Source organism: Paenibacillus periandrae (assembly GCF_022458865.1).
Taxonomy (GTDB): domain Bacteria; phylum Bacillota; class Bacilli; order Paenibacillales; family NBRC-103111; genus Paenibacillus_S; species Paenibacillus_S periandrae.
The window spans coordinates 41627-60097 of the sequence record NZ_JAJNMU010000024.1 but is presented as its reverse complement, the minus strand read 5'-3'; the positions used below and the strand labels follow the sequence as shown (position 1 = coordinate 60097).

General features: G+C 44.9%; 17 protein-coding genes and 2 pseudogenes. 16 read left to right on the top strand and 3 right to left on the bottom strand.

Going from position 1 to position 18471, the window contains the following annotated elements; translation table 11 throughout:
• The first annotated feature begins 207 nt into the window (after positions 1-207).
• Positions 208-957, top strand: coding sequence for a YheC/YheD family protein (locus LRL21_RS33485; protein WP_240420148.1), 750 nt, complete (start codon positions 208-210; stop codon positions 955-957).
• A 77-nt stretch (positions 958-1034) separates the two neighbouring features.
• Here the strand turns inward: LRL21_RS33485 and LRL21_RS33480 are convergent.
• From LRL21_RS33480 to LRL21_RS33470, 3 genes and pseudogenes are all read right to left on the bottom strand, one after another.
• A pseudogene (locus LRL21_RS33480) lies at positions 1035-1160 on the bottom strand (DUF4260 family protein); the annotation flags it as partial.
• Between the two features lie 84 nt (positions 1161-1244).
• Positions 1245-1349, bottom strand: a pseudogene (locus tag LRL21_RS33475) (tRNA-binding protein); the annotation flags it as partial.
• Entirely contained in the window at positions 1336-2247 is a 912-nt protein-coding gene (locus tag LRL21_RS33470; protein ID WP_240420147.1) for a DMT family transporter, read from the bottom strand. The pseudogene LRL21_RS33475 and the gene LRL21_RS33470, both read right to left, overlap by 14 nt.
• A gap of 149 nt (positions 2248-2396) precedes the next feature.
• Between LRL21_RS33470 and LRL21_RS33465 the strand changes: the two genes are divergently transcribed.
• From LRL21_RS33465 to LRL21_RS33395, 15 genes are all read left to right on the top strand, one after another.
• The gene (locus tag LRL21_RS33465) at positions 2397-3293 is read left to right on the top strand and encodes an AraC family transcriptional regulator (RefSeq protein WP_240420146.1); all 897 of its coding nucleotides are present in this window, start codon (positions 2397-2399) and stop codon (positions 3291-3293) included.
• Positions 3294-3536: 243 nt separating this feature from the next.
• Positions 3537-4553 carry a LacI family DNA-binding transcriptional regulator gene (locus LRL21_RS33460; protein ID WP_240420145.1) on the top strand — a complete coding sequence of 339 codons (1017 nt, stop codon included), beginning with the start codon at positions 3537-3539 and terminating at the stop codon, positions 4551-4553.
• A gap of 129 nt (positions 4554-4682) precedes the next feature.
• Positions 4683-5996 carry an ABC transporter substrate-binding protein gene (locus LRL21_RS33455; protein ID WP_240420144.1) on the top strand — a complete coding sequence of 438 codons (1314 nt, stop codon included), beginning with the start codon at positions 4683-4685 and terminating at the stop codon, positions 5994-5996.
• A 97-nt stretch (positions 5997-6093) separates the two neighbouring features.
• Positions 6094-7395, top strand: coding sequence for a carbohydrate ABC transporter permease (locus LRL21_RS33450; protein WP_240420143.1), 1302 nt, complete (start codon positions 6094-6096; stop codon positions 7393-7395).
• A gap of 12 nt (positions 7396-7407) precedes the next feature.
• The gene (locus tag LRL21_RS33445) at positions 7408-8235 is read left to right on the top strand and encodes a carbohydrate ABC transporter permease (protein WP_240420142.1); all 828 of its coding nucleotides are present in this window, start codon (positions 7408-7410) and stop codon (positions 8233-8235) included.
• Positions 8236-8267: 32 nt separating this feature from the next.
• Entirely contained in the window at positions 8268-9605 is a 1338-nt protein-coding gene (locus tag LRL21_RS33440) for a sulfatase family protein (RefSeq protein ID WP_240420141.1), read from the top strand.
• A 454-nt stretch (positions 9606-10059) separates the two neighbouring features.
• Positions 10060-10506 carry a VOC family protein gene (locus LRL21_RS33435; protein ID WP_240420140.1) on the top strand — a complete coding sequence of 149 codons (447 nt, stop codon included), beginning with the start codon at positions 10060-10062 and terminating at the stop codon, positions 10504-10506.
• A 104-nt stretch (positions 10507-10610) separates the two neighbouring features.
• The gene (locus tag LRL21_RS33430) at positions 10611-11060 is read left to right on the top strand and encodes a MarR family winged helix-turn-helix transcriptional regulator (protein WP_240420139.1); all 450 of its coding nucleotides are present in this window, start codon (positions 10611-10613) and stop codon (positions 11058-11060) included.
• Positions 11061-11245: 185 nt separating this feature from the next.
• Entirely contained in the window at positions 11246-12103 is an 858-nt protein-coding gene (locus tag LRL21_RS33425) for an ankyrin repeat domain-containing protein (RefSeq protein ID WP_240420138.1), read from the top strand.
• Between the two features lie 169 nt (positions 12104-12272).
• Positions 12273-13259, top strand: coding sequence for an aldo/keto reductase (locus LRL21_RS33420; RefSeq protein WP_240420137.1), 987 nt, complete (start codon positions 12273-12275; stop codon positions 13257-13259).
• Between the two features lie 14 nt (positions 13260-13273).
• Positions 13274-14641 (top strand): LLM class flavin-dependent oxidoreductase, encoded by a 1368-nt coding sequence (locus LRL21_RS33415; protein ID WP_240420136.1) that lies wholly within the window; start codon positions 13274-13276, stop codon positions 14639-14641.
• Positions 14642-14712: 71 nt separating this feature from the next.
• Positions 14713-15489 carry an ABC transporter permease gene (locus LRL21_RS33410; protein WP_240420135.1) on the top strand — a complete coding sequence of 259 codons (777 nt, stop codon included), beginning with the start codon at positions 14713-14715 and terminating at the stop codon, positions 15487-15489.
• Positions 15490-15539: 50 nt separating this feature from the next.
• Positions 15540-16580 carry an ABC transporter substrate-binding protein gene (locus tag LRL21_RS33405; protein WP_240420134.1) on the top strand — a complete coding sequence of 347 codons (1041 nt, stop codon included), beginning with the start codon at positions 15540-15542 and terminating at the stop codon, positions 16578-16580.
• A gap of 21 nt (positions 16581-16601) precedes the next feature.
• Positions 16602-17375 (top strand): ABC transporter ATP-binding protein, encoded by a 774-nt coding sequence (locus LRL21_RS33400; RefSeq protein WP_240420133.1) that lies wholly within the window; start codon positions 16602-16604, stop codon positions 17373-17375.
• A gap of 22 nt (positions 17376-17397) precedes the next feature.
• Positions 17398-18234, top strand: a complete 837-nt coding sequence (locus LRL21_RS33395) for a sulfurtransferase (RefSeq protein WP_240420132.1) — start codon at positions 17398-17400, stop codon at positions 18232-18234.
• Positions 18235-18471 lie beyond the last annotated feature (237 nt).

Genomic DNA, 18471 nt, shown 5'->3' with positions numbered 1-18471 from the left:
GCAATATAGAGGGATTCAGGGAACATATAACCAAGTATGCAGCTGAAATGACAATAAATTGCTTGATACTACTGTAATACGAAAGTAGGGTGAAGTGCAATTCCTCTTGAGTTCAAGATCGATCCTGACAAGGATACACAGGAAATCAGTCAAAACGTCCAAACACAGCATAACATTCCGCATATAACTAAAAAGTGGAGATATCTGATGATTTGGGGTGATGACTTGAAATATTGGAATAATAAGCTGGGGAAATATCGGGCTATGTTGAATAATAAGGAATTGTCCGATCACTTGCCACCGACGAGACTTGTCAATAAATCCAACGTAAAAGGCATGCTCGATAAATATCGTGCTGTCTATCTTAAACCAAGTCATGGAACTGGAGGCTTTGGGATATTTAAATTGTCTAGCAGTAAGAAAGGGTATCGACTTCAAAATGGCACACGAAGCCGTTCCTTCGCTACCTTCGATGGGGCTTACGCAGCTTTCTCCAAAGAAAAGGGGAAGAAAATCTATCTCGTTCAAAAAGGCATCCCATTACTCCACTTCCAGGGCCGTCCGTTTGATCTACGAGTCATGGTACAACGCAGCCCAGAGCGAAAGTGGGAAGCAACAGGAATTGTGGGGCGCTTGGCTCGACCTCATAAGGTCGTGACCAACTATCATAGCGGTGGGAGGCCGATGCCTGCCCATGAATTGCTGGCCCCTTTCATGCCCAAAAACAAGCAAGTATCCTATGTAGCTGGATTAAAGACGTTGGGTGTCAAGATCAGCAGACATATGAGAGGCGTTTTCCCACGGTTTCGGTCATACGGGGTGGATATAGGAATTGATAAAGCATTAAAGCCTTGGATTATCGAGGTCAATACATCGCCAGACAAATACATCTTTAATGCACTTACTGACAAGAGGATGTTTCGCACCATCATGCGTTACTCGAGGCTTGGGAAATAAGAATGCTTTCAACTTAGTGGTTAAAAGTAGCCAAAATAGTAATAAGGCTGTCAAGTAGACAGAATACTAAAGACACGTTATAGCCTTTGGATATGCGTGTCTTTAAAATCCGTTTCGTATTTCAATCCATAGCCCATCATTCGGTCCATTCCGATATGAACCATCCAGATGAAGCCGATCATAATGAGGAAGTCGATCGAGAAAAGCCAGTCCCGCGCTGGGCTTGGGCCACGTCCGCCTTGGCCGCTATGTGTTTCAAGACCATTGTAATTTATGCTCCAAAATCAAATATGAAGTTGAATAGCAGGTGTTTTGGCTTCTCCAAAAAATTCAGCTTTGATTATCGTTCCGACACGAATATCGAGGTTCAAAAAATCATCATTTGCTGCCAGCTTTCATTCCCCCACTTGAAGATTTTGTCCAAAAATACATTCCCATACCGAATAGAGTCAGCATACCGCCTAGGAACTGAAATAAACTAATGGTTTCTCCTAATAACAGATACGCAAGTATTATGGCAAGAACAGGTTCACCAATAATACCTACTGAGACAGTAGTAGCCCCAATTGATTTTAACAACAGATTAAAAATATATTGTCCCAAAATAGTCGGAATTATAGCAAGTAACATAAAGTAAGTCCATTCGGTTGAGTCATATCCAATTAAAGAGAAGTTATTTATCAAATTGTAGATGAGTAAGACAGTGCCACCAATAAAAAAAACGATGAAGCTGTACACATTTGCATCGATTTTGCGGCTTACTTTCTGCCCCACCAACAGATAGACTGAAATGAAGAATGTGCCAATTAACGATAAACCGTCTCCAATTAGCGCTTCTTTCGAAATCCCTATATCTCCCCAAGCTATAATAATTGAACCTGCCAGAGCAATGATCAAGTAAACAACGGTTAGCAAATTCATTTGTTCCTTGAACAAAAAATATGAACCGATCATTACAAATAAAGGCTGTAACGCCAAAATAACCATGGAGCTGGCAACTGAGGTATAGACCAGTGATTCCATCCAGAATAAAAAGTGTAACCCTAAAAAACAACCGGCTAAAAGTACGATGCTCCAATCCTTTTTATTCATCTCTATACAACGAAGCATTTTCCAAGGTACAAAAGCGAGCATTATGATTACGGAAATAAACAATCTGTACATCCCAGCCACAGAAGTAGGTGTATCTGAAAATTTTATCATGATGGAAGAGATAGAAACGGACAATATACTGATAAATAACAAAATAAACGGACGAGAAGATAAAGAAGATTTATTTAATTTAACCATAGTTCCTCCAAGCTGTTGGACAATTACCTGTGCACAGGATTGTAACGAGATGTCGAAGATTGATATAATAATATCATCAAAAACTTTTATTTTGTGTAACTATATCTTTAATTTATATTGATATATCGTCAAATAAAGGAGACTATATTTTGAGAAAACAATTATACGAAGCCATTCAGTTTCCTGACGAAGCATTTCCATACATCATGTACACTCATACTAACCATGGATCTATTCCTGAAGGCAGAGGAGTTAACGATCTACATTGGCACGAAGAATTACAAATTACTTTAGTGACCAAAGGGAAATTAACTATACAAGTCAACGGTATTGATTATGATTTAGGAACTGGCCAAGGGATTTTTATCAATAAGAGCGTTCTTCACATTGTTACGCATCTAACTCATGATGGTGAATACGTGAGCTTCAATTTTCCAGAGAAGCTGCTTGCCTTCTATTCAGATAGTGCCATGGAAAAAAACTATGTACTTCCCTATACGAATTCTTTCCTTTTATCATTAGAAATCAAAGGAAACACTGAGTGGCAAAACCAAATACTGCAAATCCTTTGGGAGATGAAGAAGGAATTTGAAATGAAAAAAAACTGGGGATGGCAGTATGAGATCTCCATCAAAACGGTTCAGTTATGGTTAATCCTAATATCCAATATTTCGTTATCTTTAGACGAATCCTCCAAATACATCAGACTTCAACAAGAGAGACTTCAGTTAATGCTGAGCTATATCCATCAAAACTTTTCAAATAACATAACTTTGAATGAAATTGCTGACGTAGCACATTTGAGCGTTTCGGAGTGCACTCGAAGCTTTAAAAAAAGTCTTCATATGACTCCCTACTATTACCTGATTAAGTACCGTATTAAAAAGAGTTGTGAATTATTAAACTCTAAAGAATATACGATAACCGAAATTGCCCGGAGAGTTGGTTTCAACCATGTAAATCATTTTATCCAGTCATTTAAAAAGCATCGAGATGTTACACCTAATGAATACCGTAAAATGAGAAAACAACACACAGCATTTTAAAGAAACAAACCTTAGCTGTTTAGCTCCATAGACTTTGTAAAAGCAGCGGAAACAGAAGAGAAAAGGAAAATTTTCATTTACCTATTGAAAAACTTATAATACCGAGTATAATACTTGGTATAAGAGAAAAAGCTTATTTGGGTGATCAATCATTATTTATTTAAACTTTTAGTGGTTGAATCAAAAAACCTTTGTTATAATGGATATGAAAAGCTTTTCATTACAAATATAAGGTGAAACAACATGAAATCAACCATTAAAGATGTAGCCCGAATGGCCAATGTCTCAATCAGTACCGTCTCAAGAGTGTTGAATAATCCGGATATTGTTGTTAAAGACAAGCGCGATAAGGTATTACAGGCGGTCCAGGAGCTGAATTATTCGCCTAATGCTTTGGCAATAGGCCTGATTCACAAACGCACGAAAACGTTGGGCGTTCTGATACCAGATATATCCAACTTGTTTTATGCGGAAGTGATCAAGGGTATGGAAGATGCGGCCCATGAAAGTGGTAATAACCTGATCATATGCAATACGGATAATAATGAAGAGCGAAGGCTGTCCAGTCTGAAAGTTTTAAGCGAAAAGCAGATCGATGGCATCGTGTTCACCAGTGAACCTATATTTCCCGATAGCTATGAAGTATTCAAACGCTTAAATATCCCTATTGTTCTTGCTGCAACCCACAGTCTGGAGTATGATATTCCATCGGTCAAGGTCGATGACGAGCAGGCAGCCTATGATGCGACTGATTATTTGATCAAGAAGGGTCATACGAAGATTGGAATGATCAGTGGTTCAATGCTCGATCCGATATCCGGTTTGCCAAGAATTCAAGGTTTTCTGCGTGCTCATAGAGTACATAACATCGAACTTGTTCCGGAGAATCGCATTGAATATGGCAAATACCTTTTTGAAGACAGCTACAAGGCGATGAAAGCCTTACATACGAAGTTCCCAGAGATGACGGCTGTTTTTGCGACTAGTGACGAAAGAGCGATTGCAGCAATTTCCTATCTGCATGAGCACAAGGTGAAAATACCTGATGAAGTTTCGGTAATCGGCTTTGACAACACGCGGATGGCGGGAATGTGTTACCCGAAGCTGACTACAGTCGCTCAGCCTCTGTATGAGATGGGGTCGCAGGCAATTAAAATGTTGGACAGCTTAATAAATGGCGTTCCGTTGGATGAAATGAGGTCCTATATGAATCACTGGATCGTGGAACGGGATTCGGTCAAACAATTAAACGGTTCTTAGCAATGGAGAACGGAAGCTGGAAAGGGGTTCTGATGAAGAACCTTGCATTTTCTGAAAAGCTTTTCAGAGAAGCTTTCATTCTTTTTTATAAAAAATGAACACAAAACTAATCTGGAGGTCTGAAAACAAATGATGAACAAATTATTGAACACAGCATTGATCGTATCGATATCTGCGGGGCTTGCTGCCTGCGGCGGTGAAGCTCCTGCCAAACAAGCTGCTCCTCAAGACAGCAGCCCAACCAAAGAAAGCAAACCATCAGCTGAAAAGGTGAAAATTGTATTCGGACAAGGTGCAGATCAAACCGAGGGAACGAAAAAGCTGGTTGCGGCGTTCCAGGCAAAGTTTCCTAATATTGAAGTGGAATTGCGCGAATTCCCGAATGACTCCTCGCAAACACATGATCAGCTCGTAACGATTTTGGGTGGCAAATCGGCGGAGGTGGATGTTATCAATCTGGACGTGGTCTGGCCAGCGGAGTTCGCACAAGCCGGATTTATCCTTCCGCTTGACCGGTTGATTAAAGACGATAATGTGGACCTAAGCAAATACCTTAAAGCAGGAGTCGAATCCGGATATTTCAACGGCCAGCAATGGGCGCTTCCACGTTATAATAACTCAGGGTTGTTGTACTACCGGAAAGATTTGGTGAAAGACGTACCAAAAACCTGGGATGATCTGATCAAGCAGGCAGAGCAGTTGAAGGGCCAAGGTGGTACTCAGTACGGTTTTGTTACGCAAGCGAAGCAGTATGAGGGATTATCGGTCAGTTTTACAGAGCTAGTTAGTGCTTATGGCGGTAAAATTATCGATGATAAAGGCAATGTAACTGTCAACAGTCCAGAATCACTAAAGGGATTGAAGCAGCTGGTGAAAATCGCCAAGTCTCCTGCAGTACCGTCGAATCTGAACACCTTTACGGAAAAAGAGACCTTGACCGCATTCATGGAAGGAAGTGCTGTGTTCGCCCGCCATTGGCCGGCATTATACGCACAAGCGAATGATCCAAAAGTATCCAAGGTAGCTGGCAATGTTGGCATCGCTCCACTTCCTTCAGGAGATGCGCGTTCAGCGGCTGCACTCGGAGGCTGGCTCGCAGCCATTAATAAATACTCCAAGCATCCGAAGGAGTCATGGGAGTTCCTGAAATTTATGGTCAGCGCTGAGGGAGAGAAAATAATTGCTATCAACAGCACGCAAACACCTACCTATCTGCCACTGTTTGACGATGCTGATGTGCAAAAAGCAAGCCCATTATTTGCGAATCGTGATTTTGTTAACGGTTTGAGCAGCGCGATTCCAAGGACAATTACACCGCAATATGCGAAAATCTCCGGCATTATCCAAGTGGAGGTGTCCAAAGCGATTGCAGGCGAGCAAACACCGGAACAGACTTTAACTAACCTGGAAGCACAAATCAAGCAGGCGATTGCTGCGAAGTAAGATAAAGAGGCGAAATATAATAGAATGGAGGGTCATACAGCAGGATGACTCTTCATTTTTTCCTGTTACGATACGGCTAAAGGCAGGTGACTCCGAAATGTTCAAACGAATCGGTTTAACGAAAGAAAGCAGGACGGCCTATGTATTGATTTTGCCAGCAGTGCTTTTAATTTGTGCTATTGCGATTTGGCCCGTTATGCGCTCCTTCTGGATCAGTTTATATGATATTCGGCTTAACGATCCGACTAAAAGCGAGATTCATACCCTGTACGCGTTGGATATGGAGAAATACGCAGAAACGTTACCGATATTATTAAAAACACTGGAGACCGAGGCGGGTGCAGGTGGCCAAGCAGGGATCGAATTAGAGCCGTTAAGATTGAAAACGGAACAAATCCGCAAGGAATTGGAGACAGACCCGGCGATAAAAGACAGGTATGAGAAGATTGATCGGCTTTTATATGATTTTAAACCGGTGCCAGCGCAGCTGAAGTACATGAAGCTTGATAATAACAAGGCAGAAAGCGTGAAATCTGAGCTAAGTGTCATTCACAGCAGCTTGGTGCAGTTGAAAGAAAAGGGAATGATGAAACGGCCCGACGATGCGATTGGATTAACGAATGCACTCCAAGGAACCTTTATCGAACCGAACTTTGTCGGCTTGGGCCATTATAAAAAATTTCTGACGGATAGTCGTCTATGGCAATCCATCGGGAATACCTCCTTGTTCACGGTGTATGCCGTTTCGATGGAAATGCTGTTTGGTCTGCTGATCGCACTCCTGATCAATCGTTCTTTCCGCGGGCGCGGTCTTGTGCGAGCGGCCGTTTTGATCCCTTGGGCTACGCCAACTGCTATTTCCGCTATGATCTGGCACTTTCTCTACGATGGTCAGAACGGTATTGTGGCCAAGCTGTTTGCTGAAGCAGGCTTTATACCGCAAATGAGTACATTGCTGTCTACCAAGTCGGGAGCGATGTTCTCTATAGTTTTGGCGGATACGTGGAAGACGTCACCCTTTGTCGCTCTGCTGCTGCTGGCTGGACTTCAAACGATATCCGGCTCCTTGTATGAGGCAGCCCAGGTTGATGGAGCGACTCGTTGGAAGCAGTTCATTCATATTACGCTGCCCTCTTTAAAAACCACGATCCTCGTTGCGGTCATGTTCCGTACATTGGATGCCTTCCGTGTATTTGACCTGATTTATGTGCTGACAGGTGGCGGACCCGCCAATTCGACGGAATCGATCTCCATTTATGCTTACAAAACAATGTTTTCCGAGCTTAACTTTGGCGCAGGCTCAGCATTGTCTGTTATCGTGTTTCTATGTATCGCCATCATATGTATGATCTATGTAAAAATATTAGGCGCCGATGCAGTCAGCAAACGCAGGAGTTAGGAGGTATGCATAATGGTTAAAAAAGCAGGCTTTCTTTTCTATTTAGGTGTCACGGTTTTCGTGGGGGCGGCCATGTTTCCTTTCATGTGGATTTTCCTGGCCTCCATTAAGCAAACTGCGTATCTGTATGGAACGTATGCTTTTGATATATTCGTGCCTGGTTATACATGGGATAACTATGTTCGCGTTTTCGTTAATCATCCGTTTGGCCGCTATTTGATCAACAGCTTTTCGATAGCAGGCCTGACTATGATTTACAGTCTGATCGTCGCGTCCTTTGCGGCATATGCGATTGCCCGGCTTCACTTTTGGGGGAAATCTGTCTTTTTGGGCGTACTGCTTGCTGTTTCGATGTTTCCGCAAATTGCTACGATTTCTCCGATTTTTTTGTTTATGCAGGCTACAGGTCTGCGAAATACTTATTTGGGACTTATCATCCCTTATACGACGTTCGCGCTGCCGTTATCCATTTGGTATATGACAACCTTTTTTCAAAAAATACCGTACGAGCTTGAGGAAGCGGCCAAAGTCGATGGGGCATCGATTATGCAAACCTTTTGGAAAATCCTGCTTCCTCTCGCAGCACCTGGGCTGTTTACGACTGCGATTATTGTGTTTGTTGACGCCTGGCATGAATTTCTTTTCGCTTTAACGATCAATTCCAAACAAGACATGATGACAGTGCCTGTAGGTATTGCGATGTTCCAGGGGGAATTTACTTTTCCATGGGGCGAGATCTCGGCAGCAGCCATAACGGTAACGATACCGATCGTCATCCTGGTGCTAATATTCCAAAGACATATTATTTCAGGCCTAACCTCCGGAGCAGTGAAAGAATAAAGCGCCGGAAGCCGCCAAGAGGAGACAAAACAATGAAAAAACCTAACATTTTATTCATGATATCACACGATACAGGTCGGTATTTGGGCTGCTACGGCCGAACCGTAGAAACTCCATCGATAGATGCTCTGGCGGAAAAAGGGGTACGCTTCGATCGATATTTTTGCCCCGCTCCCCAGTGCAGTCCGAGCCGTGGAAGTATATTGACCGGATTGTACCCGCATAACCATGGGATGATCGGTTTGGCCCATTTGGGATTTTCAATGCATCCGGGTGTAGCGACCTTGCCTAAGGAGCTCGGCAAACAAGGCTACGAAACAGCATTGATTGGCTTCAGCCATGAAACGATAGACGAACCGGACAGCCGCTTAACCTCGTCCACCTCCAAGCTTGGTTACGACAAGGTACTGCCGGTTCCTGGAGACAGAGGACCTCAAGTCGCTGACAGGGTCTTGGACTATTTACATGAAAAAGCTGAAGCCAAGGATGAAAAGCCTTTTTTCGCGTCAGTGGGCTTTTTTGAAACACATCGGGATTTTGATGAATATGAAGCGGTCGCTGACCCGGTGGATAGAGTAGTGCCGCCATCTTACCTGCCGGATACACCTCAGGTTCGGGAAGATTTTGCGCTGCTGCACGGCTCCGCCAAAGTGCTGGATCAAAGCATAGGCCGCATACTCCGTGGATTGGAAGAAAGCGGGTTGAGCGATAACACGCTTGTGATTTATACGACTGATCACGGCATTGCCTTCCCGAGAGCGAAGGGGACGCTGATGGATTCGGGCTTGGAAACGGCTTTAATTATGTATTATCCCGGACAAATAGCCGGGGGACTTGTCATGAATCAGCTGCTTTGTAATATAGATTTAATGCCCACATTGCTTGAATTTGCGGGGGCGGAAATTCCTCAGGGGCTTGATGGAAGCAGCTTTCTCGGTTTGTTTAAGTCGGACACACAAGTAAAGCCAAGAGACCATTTTTTTTCCGAATTGACCTGGCATGATCAATACCATCCGATGAGAGGCGTTAGAACGGAAAGCTATAAATATATTCGCAACTTTGAAGACGGGCCTTCTGTCTATCTTCCACTAGACATTCACCGCAGCCTTTCGGGGCAAGTCGTAAGGGAGGAATACTACACGCCTAATGTGCCGGAGGAGCTGTATAGCTTACAGGAAGATCCTCTTGAAACTAACAATCTTGTCCACGTTCCGGAATACCAGCAGGTATTGGAAGAGCTTCGAGACAAGGTGGATGTTTGGATGAAGACTACGAATGATCCTCTCCTGAATGGAAAGGTGACAGGCCTTGCAGCACCGGAATGGCAGGAGCAATTGGATAACGGTTCCGCTTATGGAGCTAAAAAGTAGCGACGAGAGTATACTACAACACAACATAATACGGTACGAACTAAAACCTCTGTAATTTCAGAGGTTTTTAGTTTGATCTTGTAAAAGGAGATTGACACATAAAATGAGATCCTTTGATATTATTTTGGGTGGATACATGACCATTGATAATGGTTTGATACAAATAGATTCCCGTTTAGCGCTGGAATTGGATATTGCTTTTATTTCAAAATTGATGGAAACAGATTACGGAAATTGTGGAAAGATCCTAATAATGTAGTTGGACAAGGGACTCCATCTAATTGTTGTTGGAAGAGTAATTTATTAAAGGAAATAACACTTCGGCATAGAATACATATTAAAATTAGCAGAAATCCATATTATTCCATTCCAGCGTGATGATTACAAGTAACTTCAAGAGATACTTATGATTTGACAAGGTTAGAATGAATAAACAATTGAAGGGATGATGTGGATGTCACAAATTTCAAATGTATTTCAAGGAAACGCCTTGAAGGGGATATGTTCGGTATACGTGCCTGTTAGCAGCCCGATCAAGTCAGCACAATGGTGGCAGCAGCATTTTGGATTGGAATATGCGGTACCTTTCAATCCTGCGGAAGCTCAAGCAATTATGAAGCTTGCTGATGGACAATGGCTGCATTTGGTCGAAACGGAGGATGAGGTTGATAGCCAATTCCGTAATAAATTGGGCAATGAAATGTTCAGGCTCACCTTTGAGGTGAGTGGCATAGAAGTGCTTCATGACCACCTGAGCTCAAGTGGCGTAAGGATCGAACAGCTTCATGACCGCGGCAGCTGCGGCTTCAACTTTGTATTTTTCGATTTGGATGGAAATAAGTTTGATGTTAACGAAGTTGTCCTTGTTCATGGAGCCTTTGAGGATGAGTTCATTGAATAGAGCGTGTGGCTGCTCATATATTCTCCTTAACCCAAGGGTTGAGGGGAATTAATACTTGCAAAATGCAAATAATTATTTTATACCCATTCATGAGGTGAGCTGCAATGGATAATACTCGTGAACTATTTCAAATCATGACACGTCGTTTTGGCTTTCTCAATAAAAATTGTTGTTCTGCTGGTGGTTTCGATATTTCATTAGTTCAAAGTCACATCCTGTACGAGATAGACCGTGAGCATAAGCCATCCATCCAGCAGATAGCAGAAGCATTGGGAACCGATATTACGACCTTCAGTCGCCAGATTCAAGCATTAATCAAAATGAATCTGGTAAAAAAGTTACCTGATCCTGACGACAGAAGGGTGTATGTTCTTTCATTAACGACAGAAGGCAAATACGTAGCAACGACGATTGACCAACAGATGAATGCCTATCTGTATGAAGTTTTTTCACACATGAACGATTTTGAAAAAGAGACCGTCATTCGCTCGATCCAGCTTTTAAATGATGCCATGGCCAAATCCAGCCAATGCTGCACAACCCCTTTGGGGTAATTTTTTTCGTTAATACTTGCAAAGTGCAAATAAAAGTTGGAGGGTCCATACGGTATGACAAAATAAAATAGAAATGAAAAAACAAATTCCGTGTAAAACAATGTGAATAAGGGGCTAGTATTTTGAGAATCAATGTGATATTGTAATTTTGTAATCAAAAATACAATATGTAAATGGAGGCGTATATGGCTAAGAAAAAGCCAAGTATCGTAATCTCCATAAGATTGGACGATACGGCACTTCAAGCGGTAGACCTGCTCGTTGATTCAGGATTGGAGACCAATCGATCGAGGGCTGTTTCTCACTTTGTCAATGTTGGTATTCAATCTTCGGAGGAGCTGTTGCGCAGGGCTCAACTACTTGCTGACCACGTTCAGCAATTGCGCAATGAGATGGTCGAGGCCGTTAAGCTGAATAATCTGGAGAAGGTTACCCAACTGATTCATCAGGACTCTACTCTTGTGAACGCTACGAATAGCAAGGGAGAAACAGCTGTTCTTATGGCTGCCTATATGCGTGCGAACGATATCAAGGAGCTGCTTATCGACAACGGTGCACAGCTTGATGTGTTTGAAGCTTCGGTGGTTGGCAATACAGGGAGGGTTAAGGAATTGCTCGAGCAATCGCCCGAACTCATCTCCGCATATAGTCCAGACGGATTTATGCCACTGTCAATGGCAACGCATTTTGGAAATGAGGAAATTGTCAAATTGCTTCTTGAACTGGGTGCAGACGTTAATGCCAGAAGCAAGGACGGAAGCCTGAACAACACGGCGATCCATGCAGCGATTCTCGGCAATTACGAGCATATCATCAAGCTGCTGATCAGCCATGGCGCCGATGTCAACGCCAAATGTGAAGGCAGTATCCGACTAGGCTACAGCGCACTTCATGTAGCAGCCTACTTCGGTCGTGAATCATTAATCAGAATATTTCTGCAGCACGGAGCAGACCGAACTGCTGTGAATGCGGATGGTCAAACGCCTTATGAGCTTGCTGTAAGTAAAGGACAACAAGCAGCAGCCGATGTGCTGAGAGAATAAGGAAACTTGTAGTATATGGACAATAGGATCACTCCATGCTATTATCCTACTAAATATATCGGAATAATAAATTTAATATATGAACTCTACCGGACAGCCGGAGAGACGCGAATGAGAACAAGGCGTCTTTCTGGCTGTTTATTATGTTGTTTAAGGAGCGTACTTACGAATGAATTATAGAAAATTAGGTCGAACTGGCCTCAAAGTGTCCGAAGTCAGTCTGGGAACGATGGCTTTTGGTCGCTGGATCGATGAGCAGGCCTCAGCAGCTGTGCTGGACCAGGCGCTCGAAGCCGGCATTAATCTAATAGATACCGCCGATGTATACGGATCTGGCATGGATCTTGATGATCCCAACCGGACTGGGGAATCGGAAGCGATCCTGGGCCGGCTTTTGAAGGGGAGAAGGAACGATATTGTGCTGGCTACGAAGGTGCAGGCACCGGTCGGTACGGGTGTGAATGACTCTGGCTTAAGCCGCTATCACATTTATCGTGCGCTGGAAAACAGCCTTCGTCGGTTACAGACCGATCATATTGATCTGTACCAGGTGCATGGATTTGATGCGGCTACTCCAATTGAAGAGACGCTTGGCGTTCTGGATGAACTGGTTAAGCAGGGGAAAGTCCGATACATCGGGTGCTCAAATTATGCGGCATGGCAGCTTGCCAAGGCACATGGAATCAGTGCGTTGAACCGGTTGAGCCGGTTCGAGAGTGTACAGCCCGAATACAGTCTGATCTCACGAGGTATTGAACAGGAGCTGGTCCCCTTCGCTGAATCGGAGAAGGTTGGCATGATTGTCTACAGTCCGCTTGGCCGTGGTATTTTGACCGGTAAATACAAGCAGGGAGAGCAACCGCAGGAAGGTACACGATTGGCAGCAGGAGAGCAGCGACTGAAGCTGCTTTTGCAGAAGAATCCGGCTTATGAACTCGTTGAAGCCATTCGCCCGCTCGCTGAAGCGCGGGGCTGGACATTAGCACAGTTTTCACTCGCTTGGGTACTTAGTCACAGCTATGTATCTTCTGCAATCCTGGGTGCTTCTAAGCCTGAGCAAGTCCGTGATTCGTTGCGGTTTGCAGATCAACGTCTGACTATTGAAGAATTGAACACGATCGACCAATTTTCACGAAATATTTCATTAATTCGTTAGGAGGATGAATCATTATGAGCAATTCCAATCAACCACGTCAACTTCATCTCGGTCTGTTCCTTTTCTCGACCGGTTATCATCCGGCAGGCTGGAGACTTCCTGAATCGGTAACCGATGGTGCTTTCGATCCCAAGTTCCTGCAAGCAGTGGCCCAACGTCTGGAGTCAGCGAAGTTCGACTTCTTTTTTCTTGGAGATGCGCTGGCATCCAGTGCGGATATGCAGTATCAATTCCCATCCCAGATGGTCAGGCTGGAACCATTCACCATGATTGCTCATTTAGCCGCAGTAACAGAAAAAATCGGCCTAATCGTGACCGCGAACACGACATATGCAGAGCCTTATCACATTGCACGGATGACCGCTTCACTTGATTATTTGAGCCGAGGACGAACAGCCTGGAACGTCGTTACGGGAGCCGATGCCCGTGCAGCGCAAAACTTTAGCCGGGACAAGCATTGGGATAATACGAAGCGCTATGATTACGCTGATGAATTCGTACAAATCGTGAAGGATTTGTGGGATACCTGGGAGGACGATGCTTTCGTAAGAGACAAGGCATCTGGCGTCTTTGTCGATGAAAGCAAGGTTCACGCGATTCATCATAAGGGTGACCACTTCTCTGTTGCTGGACCGCTTAATGTGGCGAGACCACCACAGGGACAGCTTCCACTCTTATCTGCTGGTACCTCAGAACGGAGTCAGGAGCTGGGTGCACAATTCTCTAATGTCATCTTTACCGGACAATTCCTGTTTGAGGAAGCCCGCACATTTTATGCTGGAATTAAGAGCAAGCTGGCCAAGTACGGCCGGAAACAGGACGAGCTGTTCATTATGCCCGGATTGGTACCTATTGTCGGCAAAACTGACGAAGAGGCGTATGCCAAATATCGGGAGCTAAGCTCTCTTCTTGTTACAAATTTTGATTTGAAGCCATTGTCTGCACGTATCGGCATTGATCTGTCCGCGTATCCGTTCGATGGTCCGCTGCCGGATCTGGCACTGTCTACCCTGCCTGGAGTAGGGGCGAGACCCTTCATACAGCTGGCTCAGAACGCATCAGGTCATGACGATATTTCAATTCGCGAATTATTCCATTATTTTGCAGCTACGGTTCGTGGACATCTGCTTCTGGTGGGTGGACCTGAGCGAATAGCCGATCAAATCGAGTATTGGTTTCAAAGAGAGGCTGCGGATGGCTTTAACCTGTGCGCGCCTTACATGCCTGATGGCTTGAATCTGTTCATCGACCTTGTCGTGCCCGAGCTGCAGAGACGTGGATTGTTCCGTACGGAATATGAGGGAAGCACGTTCCGCGATCATTTTGGACTGGCGCGCCCGGAGAATCGTTTCGCTCGTAAAGACCTGTTACAGCAAAGCTAAATCATAAGTGAATACTTAGGGCAACCCCGTCTCAAAGGAGCATGGGATTCAAGGTGCAAGGGAGGCTAGAGATGAACAACAAGAAATCAAAACGCTTTGGTATCATTCTCATCGGACAAATTGCACTCGCGCTGCTCCTTTTAGGTGCTATTGAGCTAGTTGTTCGAATGGGGATCGTAGGGAAACTGTATTTGTCGGAGCCGACAGAGGTTGTGAAGCAGATTTATGTGCTGCTGACCCATAGCGAGATTTATCATCATCTTCGTGTGACGATGCAGGAATTTTTCATCGGTTATTTGTTAGCTGCAGGATTAGGTATCGCTACTGGCATGTTTCTTGTACTCGTACGACATGCGGAGGAATTACTCAGACCGTTCCTGTCCGCGCTGATGGCTGTGCCGAAGGTTACCATCATTCCGCTCATTATGCTGTGGATGGGTATTGGTATACCACATAAGATCGCTGTCGTGTTTCTGTTTTGCTACTTTACAATTGCATTCAGCACGATTACCGGAATCAAGCAAACGGCAGATAATCATCTCAAGGTAGCGCGAGTGTTTCAGGCCTCCAGATGGCAAACGATTATCAAGGTTATTTTACCCTCGGCTGCACCAACGATTTTCGTGTCCCTGCGGGTTTCGGCAGCAACCGGAATTGTAGGGGCCTTATTCGGCGAGATGATCGCATCGCAGGATGGTTTGGGGAATATTCTGGTCAAGGCGACGTCGTTGTATGACACTGCGCAGGCTTTTGCCATTATTACGATTGTAACGGTCGTCTCGGTAGCTATTATCGCACTCATCGATCTGCTGGAGAAAAAGGTAGTCCTCAAGTGGAAGTCAAACTGAAGTTTTACGGAAATTTGCAGATTTATTCACACATAGGGAGAGATCATAGGATGGTTAAAAGAAACAAGAAACGCATGGGAACTATGTTGATGAGTCTGTTTGCCTTAATCCTGTTCGCAGGCTGCGGAAACAACGCAACTAATAACGCAAGTCCGGCAGCTCCAGCTTCCGGGGGTACATCCTCCAATTCAACCGCAGCTCCCGCTGCCAGCAGCCAACAGCTGCAAAAGGTTAAGTATGCGGCCTTCAACGGAGTGAGTGGCATGGCCGTTCAATTCGGAGCAGAGAAAGGGTTCTTTAAGGAAGAGGGTCTGGACGTTGAATTCATTTCGACCCAGAATCCAGTTCCGGGTCTGACGAGCAAGGATATCGATATTGCCGATCTCGCCACAACACAAGCTATAGTAGCAGCGGGCAAAGGGGCGCCTCTCAAGATCGTGTCATCTATGTTCCGCACAAAAGGTGCATTTTATTTGATCGCACGTCCAGAAATCAAAAAAATTGAGGATCTAAAAGGTAAAAAGGTAGGAGCTGCTGTTTTTGGCTCAGGCCTTGATGTGTATACACAAGTGATTTTGAAAAAGCATGGTCTTGCTAAAAATGATGTTACTCTGGTTGCGAATGGTGTAAACGATGCTGCGTTCGCCAGTGTGACGTCTGGACAAGTAGATGCCACCATCATACATGAACCGTTCGTGTCACTCGCTGAGCTTAGCGGTAAGGCAACTCTGCTGGCCAAGGGCTGGGATTATCTTCCAAACTTTCACACTGGCGTTCTGGTATCCCACAATGACTTCATTGCCAAGCATCCTGATGCCGTCGAGAAGCTGCTGCGCGCTTATTTTAAATCCCAGGAATATGCCAAGAGCCATCTCGATGAGTATAAGAAATTTTTCCTGACGCAAGTGAAGATTGACCCAGCCGCGGTTGACAAAGCATTCGAGCGTGAGATGGTACTGTGGGAGAACAAGCCTGACGTGGACAAGCAGTCCCTGCAGGAAACTCAACAAACTCAGCTTGAATTAGGCTTCCAGGATCAAATATATGATATTGACAAGATTCTTGATCTTCGTTATGTGCCCAAAAAATAATTAGGAAGAGGAGGTGGGCGTATGGCGGGGTTCTCCATCAACCATATGTCGATGGTATACGGCGAGACTGCGCCGGCGGTAATACTATCTGATATCAACCTGACTATTGAGGACGGAGAATTTCTTTGCGTTCTTGGACCCAGTGGCTGCGGAAAAAGCACATTGCTGGAGATTCTGGCAGGACTGCAGGCACCTACTCAGGGAGATGTGCGATTCGGTGACAGTCCTCTGGAAGGTACCGATAAGCGGAGAGGGGTCGTTTTTCAGGATCCCTCGCTTTATCCGTGGCGCACGGTGCAGCGTAATGTCGAGCTGGGTCTGGAGATCAGAGGAACGGATAAGCGCGAACGAAGTGCGGCCGCTCGGAGATACCTGGAAATGGTAGGGCTCAGCGGATTTGAGCACAAGTATCCCCATCAGCTGTCAGGCGGTATGAAGCAGCGGGCGGGTCTGGCACGCGCCTTCGCTAATCGCCCTGAGGTGCTGCTTATGGACGAGCCGTTTGGTGCAGTAGATCATCTCACCAGGCTGCAGCTGCAGGACGATTTGCTGCAAATCTGGGAATCCGAAAAAAAGACTGTAGTTTTTATTACCCATGACGTAGCAGAAGCCGTCTTTCTGGCGGATCGTGTTGTGATCTTATCCCCACGGCCTGGACGAGTTAATGCCGTATTCCAGGTCCCTCAGGCTCGTCCGCGCAAACGAGATGATGCCGGGCTGCTGAAGATTCAAAACGACATCTATGCATCGCTTCATCAAGTAAAGACAGAAGACAGCATTGAATTTACGATATAAACCGAAGGGAGTTAAGAAGAACATGTCAAACATTGTAAACGTCGATTGGGTGCGTTCAAAAATCTTGGCAGGAGATACGGTCATTGCCGATGTTCGCTTTTCGCCGAAAGAGCCGCTTTATGGGAAGGAAGCCTATGAGAGAGGTCATTTGCCAGGTGCAGTATTTGTTGATTTTAAACGTGATTTGACCGATTCCCCTCAGGAGCACGGAGGGCGCAGTCCGATCCCGTCGTCAGAAGATCTGGCGAAGACTTTTGGAAATCTGGGGATCGACCGATCAACAACAGTGGTTGTTTATGAAGATGTGAATGGACCGGCAGCTTCGCGTTTATGGTGGCTGTTAAAATATGTAGGCGTCGAAGACGTACGCATACTGGATGGCGGTTATGAGGCATGGGTTCAAGCAGGCCAACCCGTGACAAGCGAACAGCCCATATTGACTTCACGTACGCTGGAACCTATCGTCCAAGAACACCTGCTGGCTGATGTTAACGCCGTACGGGCTGCTATCAAAGCCAATGGGACCAAGCTTGTCGATTCCCGTGATTCCAATCAGTATCTGGGTCTGGAAGCCCCGTTCGATCCGATTGCCGGACATATCCCGAGTGCATTGAACTACTTCTGGAAGGACGGACTGGAGCAGACCGGAAATTGGAAAACCCCAGAAGAACTGAAGGCGCACTTCGCTGGGCTGGAGCGAGAAGAAGAGATCATTGTTTATTGCGGCTCGGGCATTTCCGCTACGCCTAATGTCCTTGCGCTGCAGGAAGCGGGCTTTACGAATGTGAAGCTCTATGCAGGCAGTTGGAGCGACTGGATTAGTTATGAGGACAATCCGATTGCGACAGGGGAAGAGTAGAGGAAGTATCTTTAACCCGCATGGATATATACAAATAGCCATTTACACAGCCTGATGGAGGTTGTGTGAATGGTTATTTGTGTCTGACCTCATTCAACATCTGTAAATATCACATTTAACGTTATTCATATACTTTTACATTATTATTTGCAGTAATTAGCATCCTGATCTGTCGTATTTCTAATTCTGGATTACATTTCTGACGGTAGAATCTGTTGATCATGTTTTGTATATTTA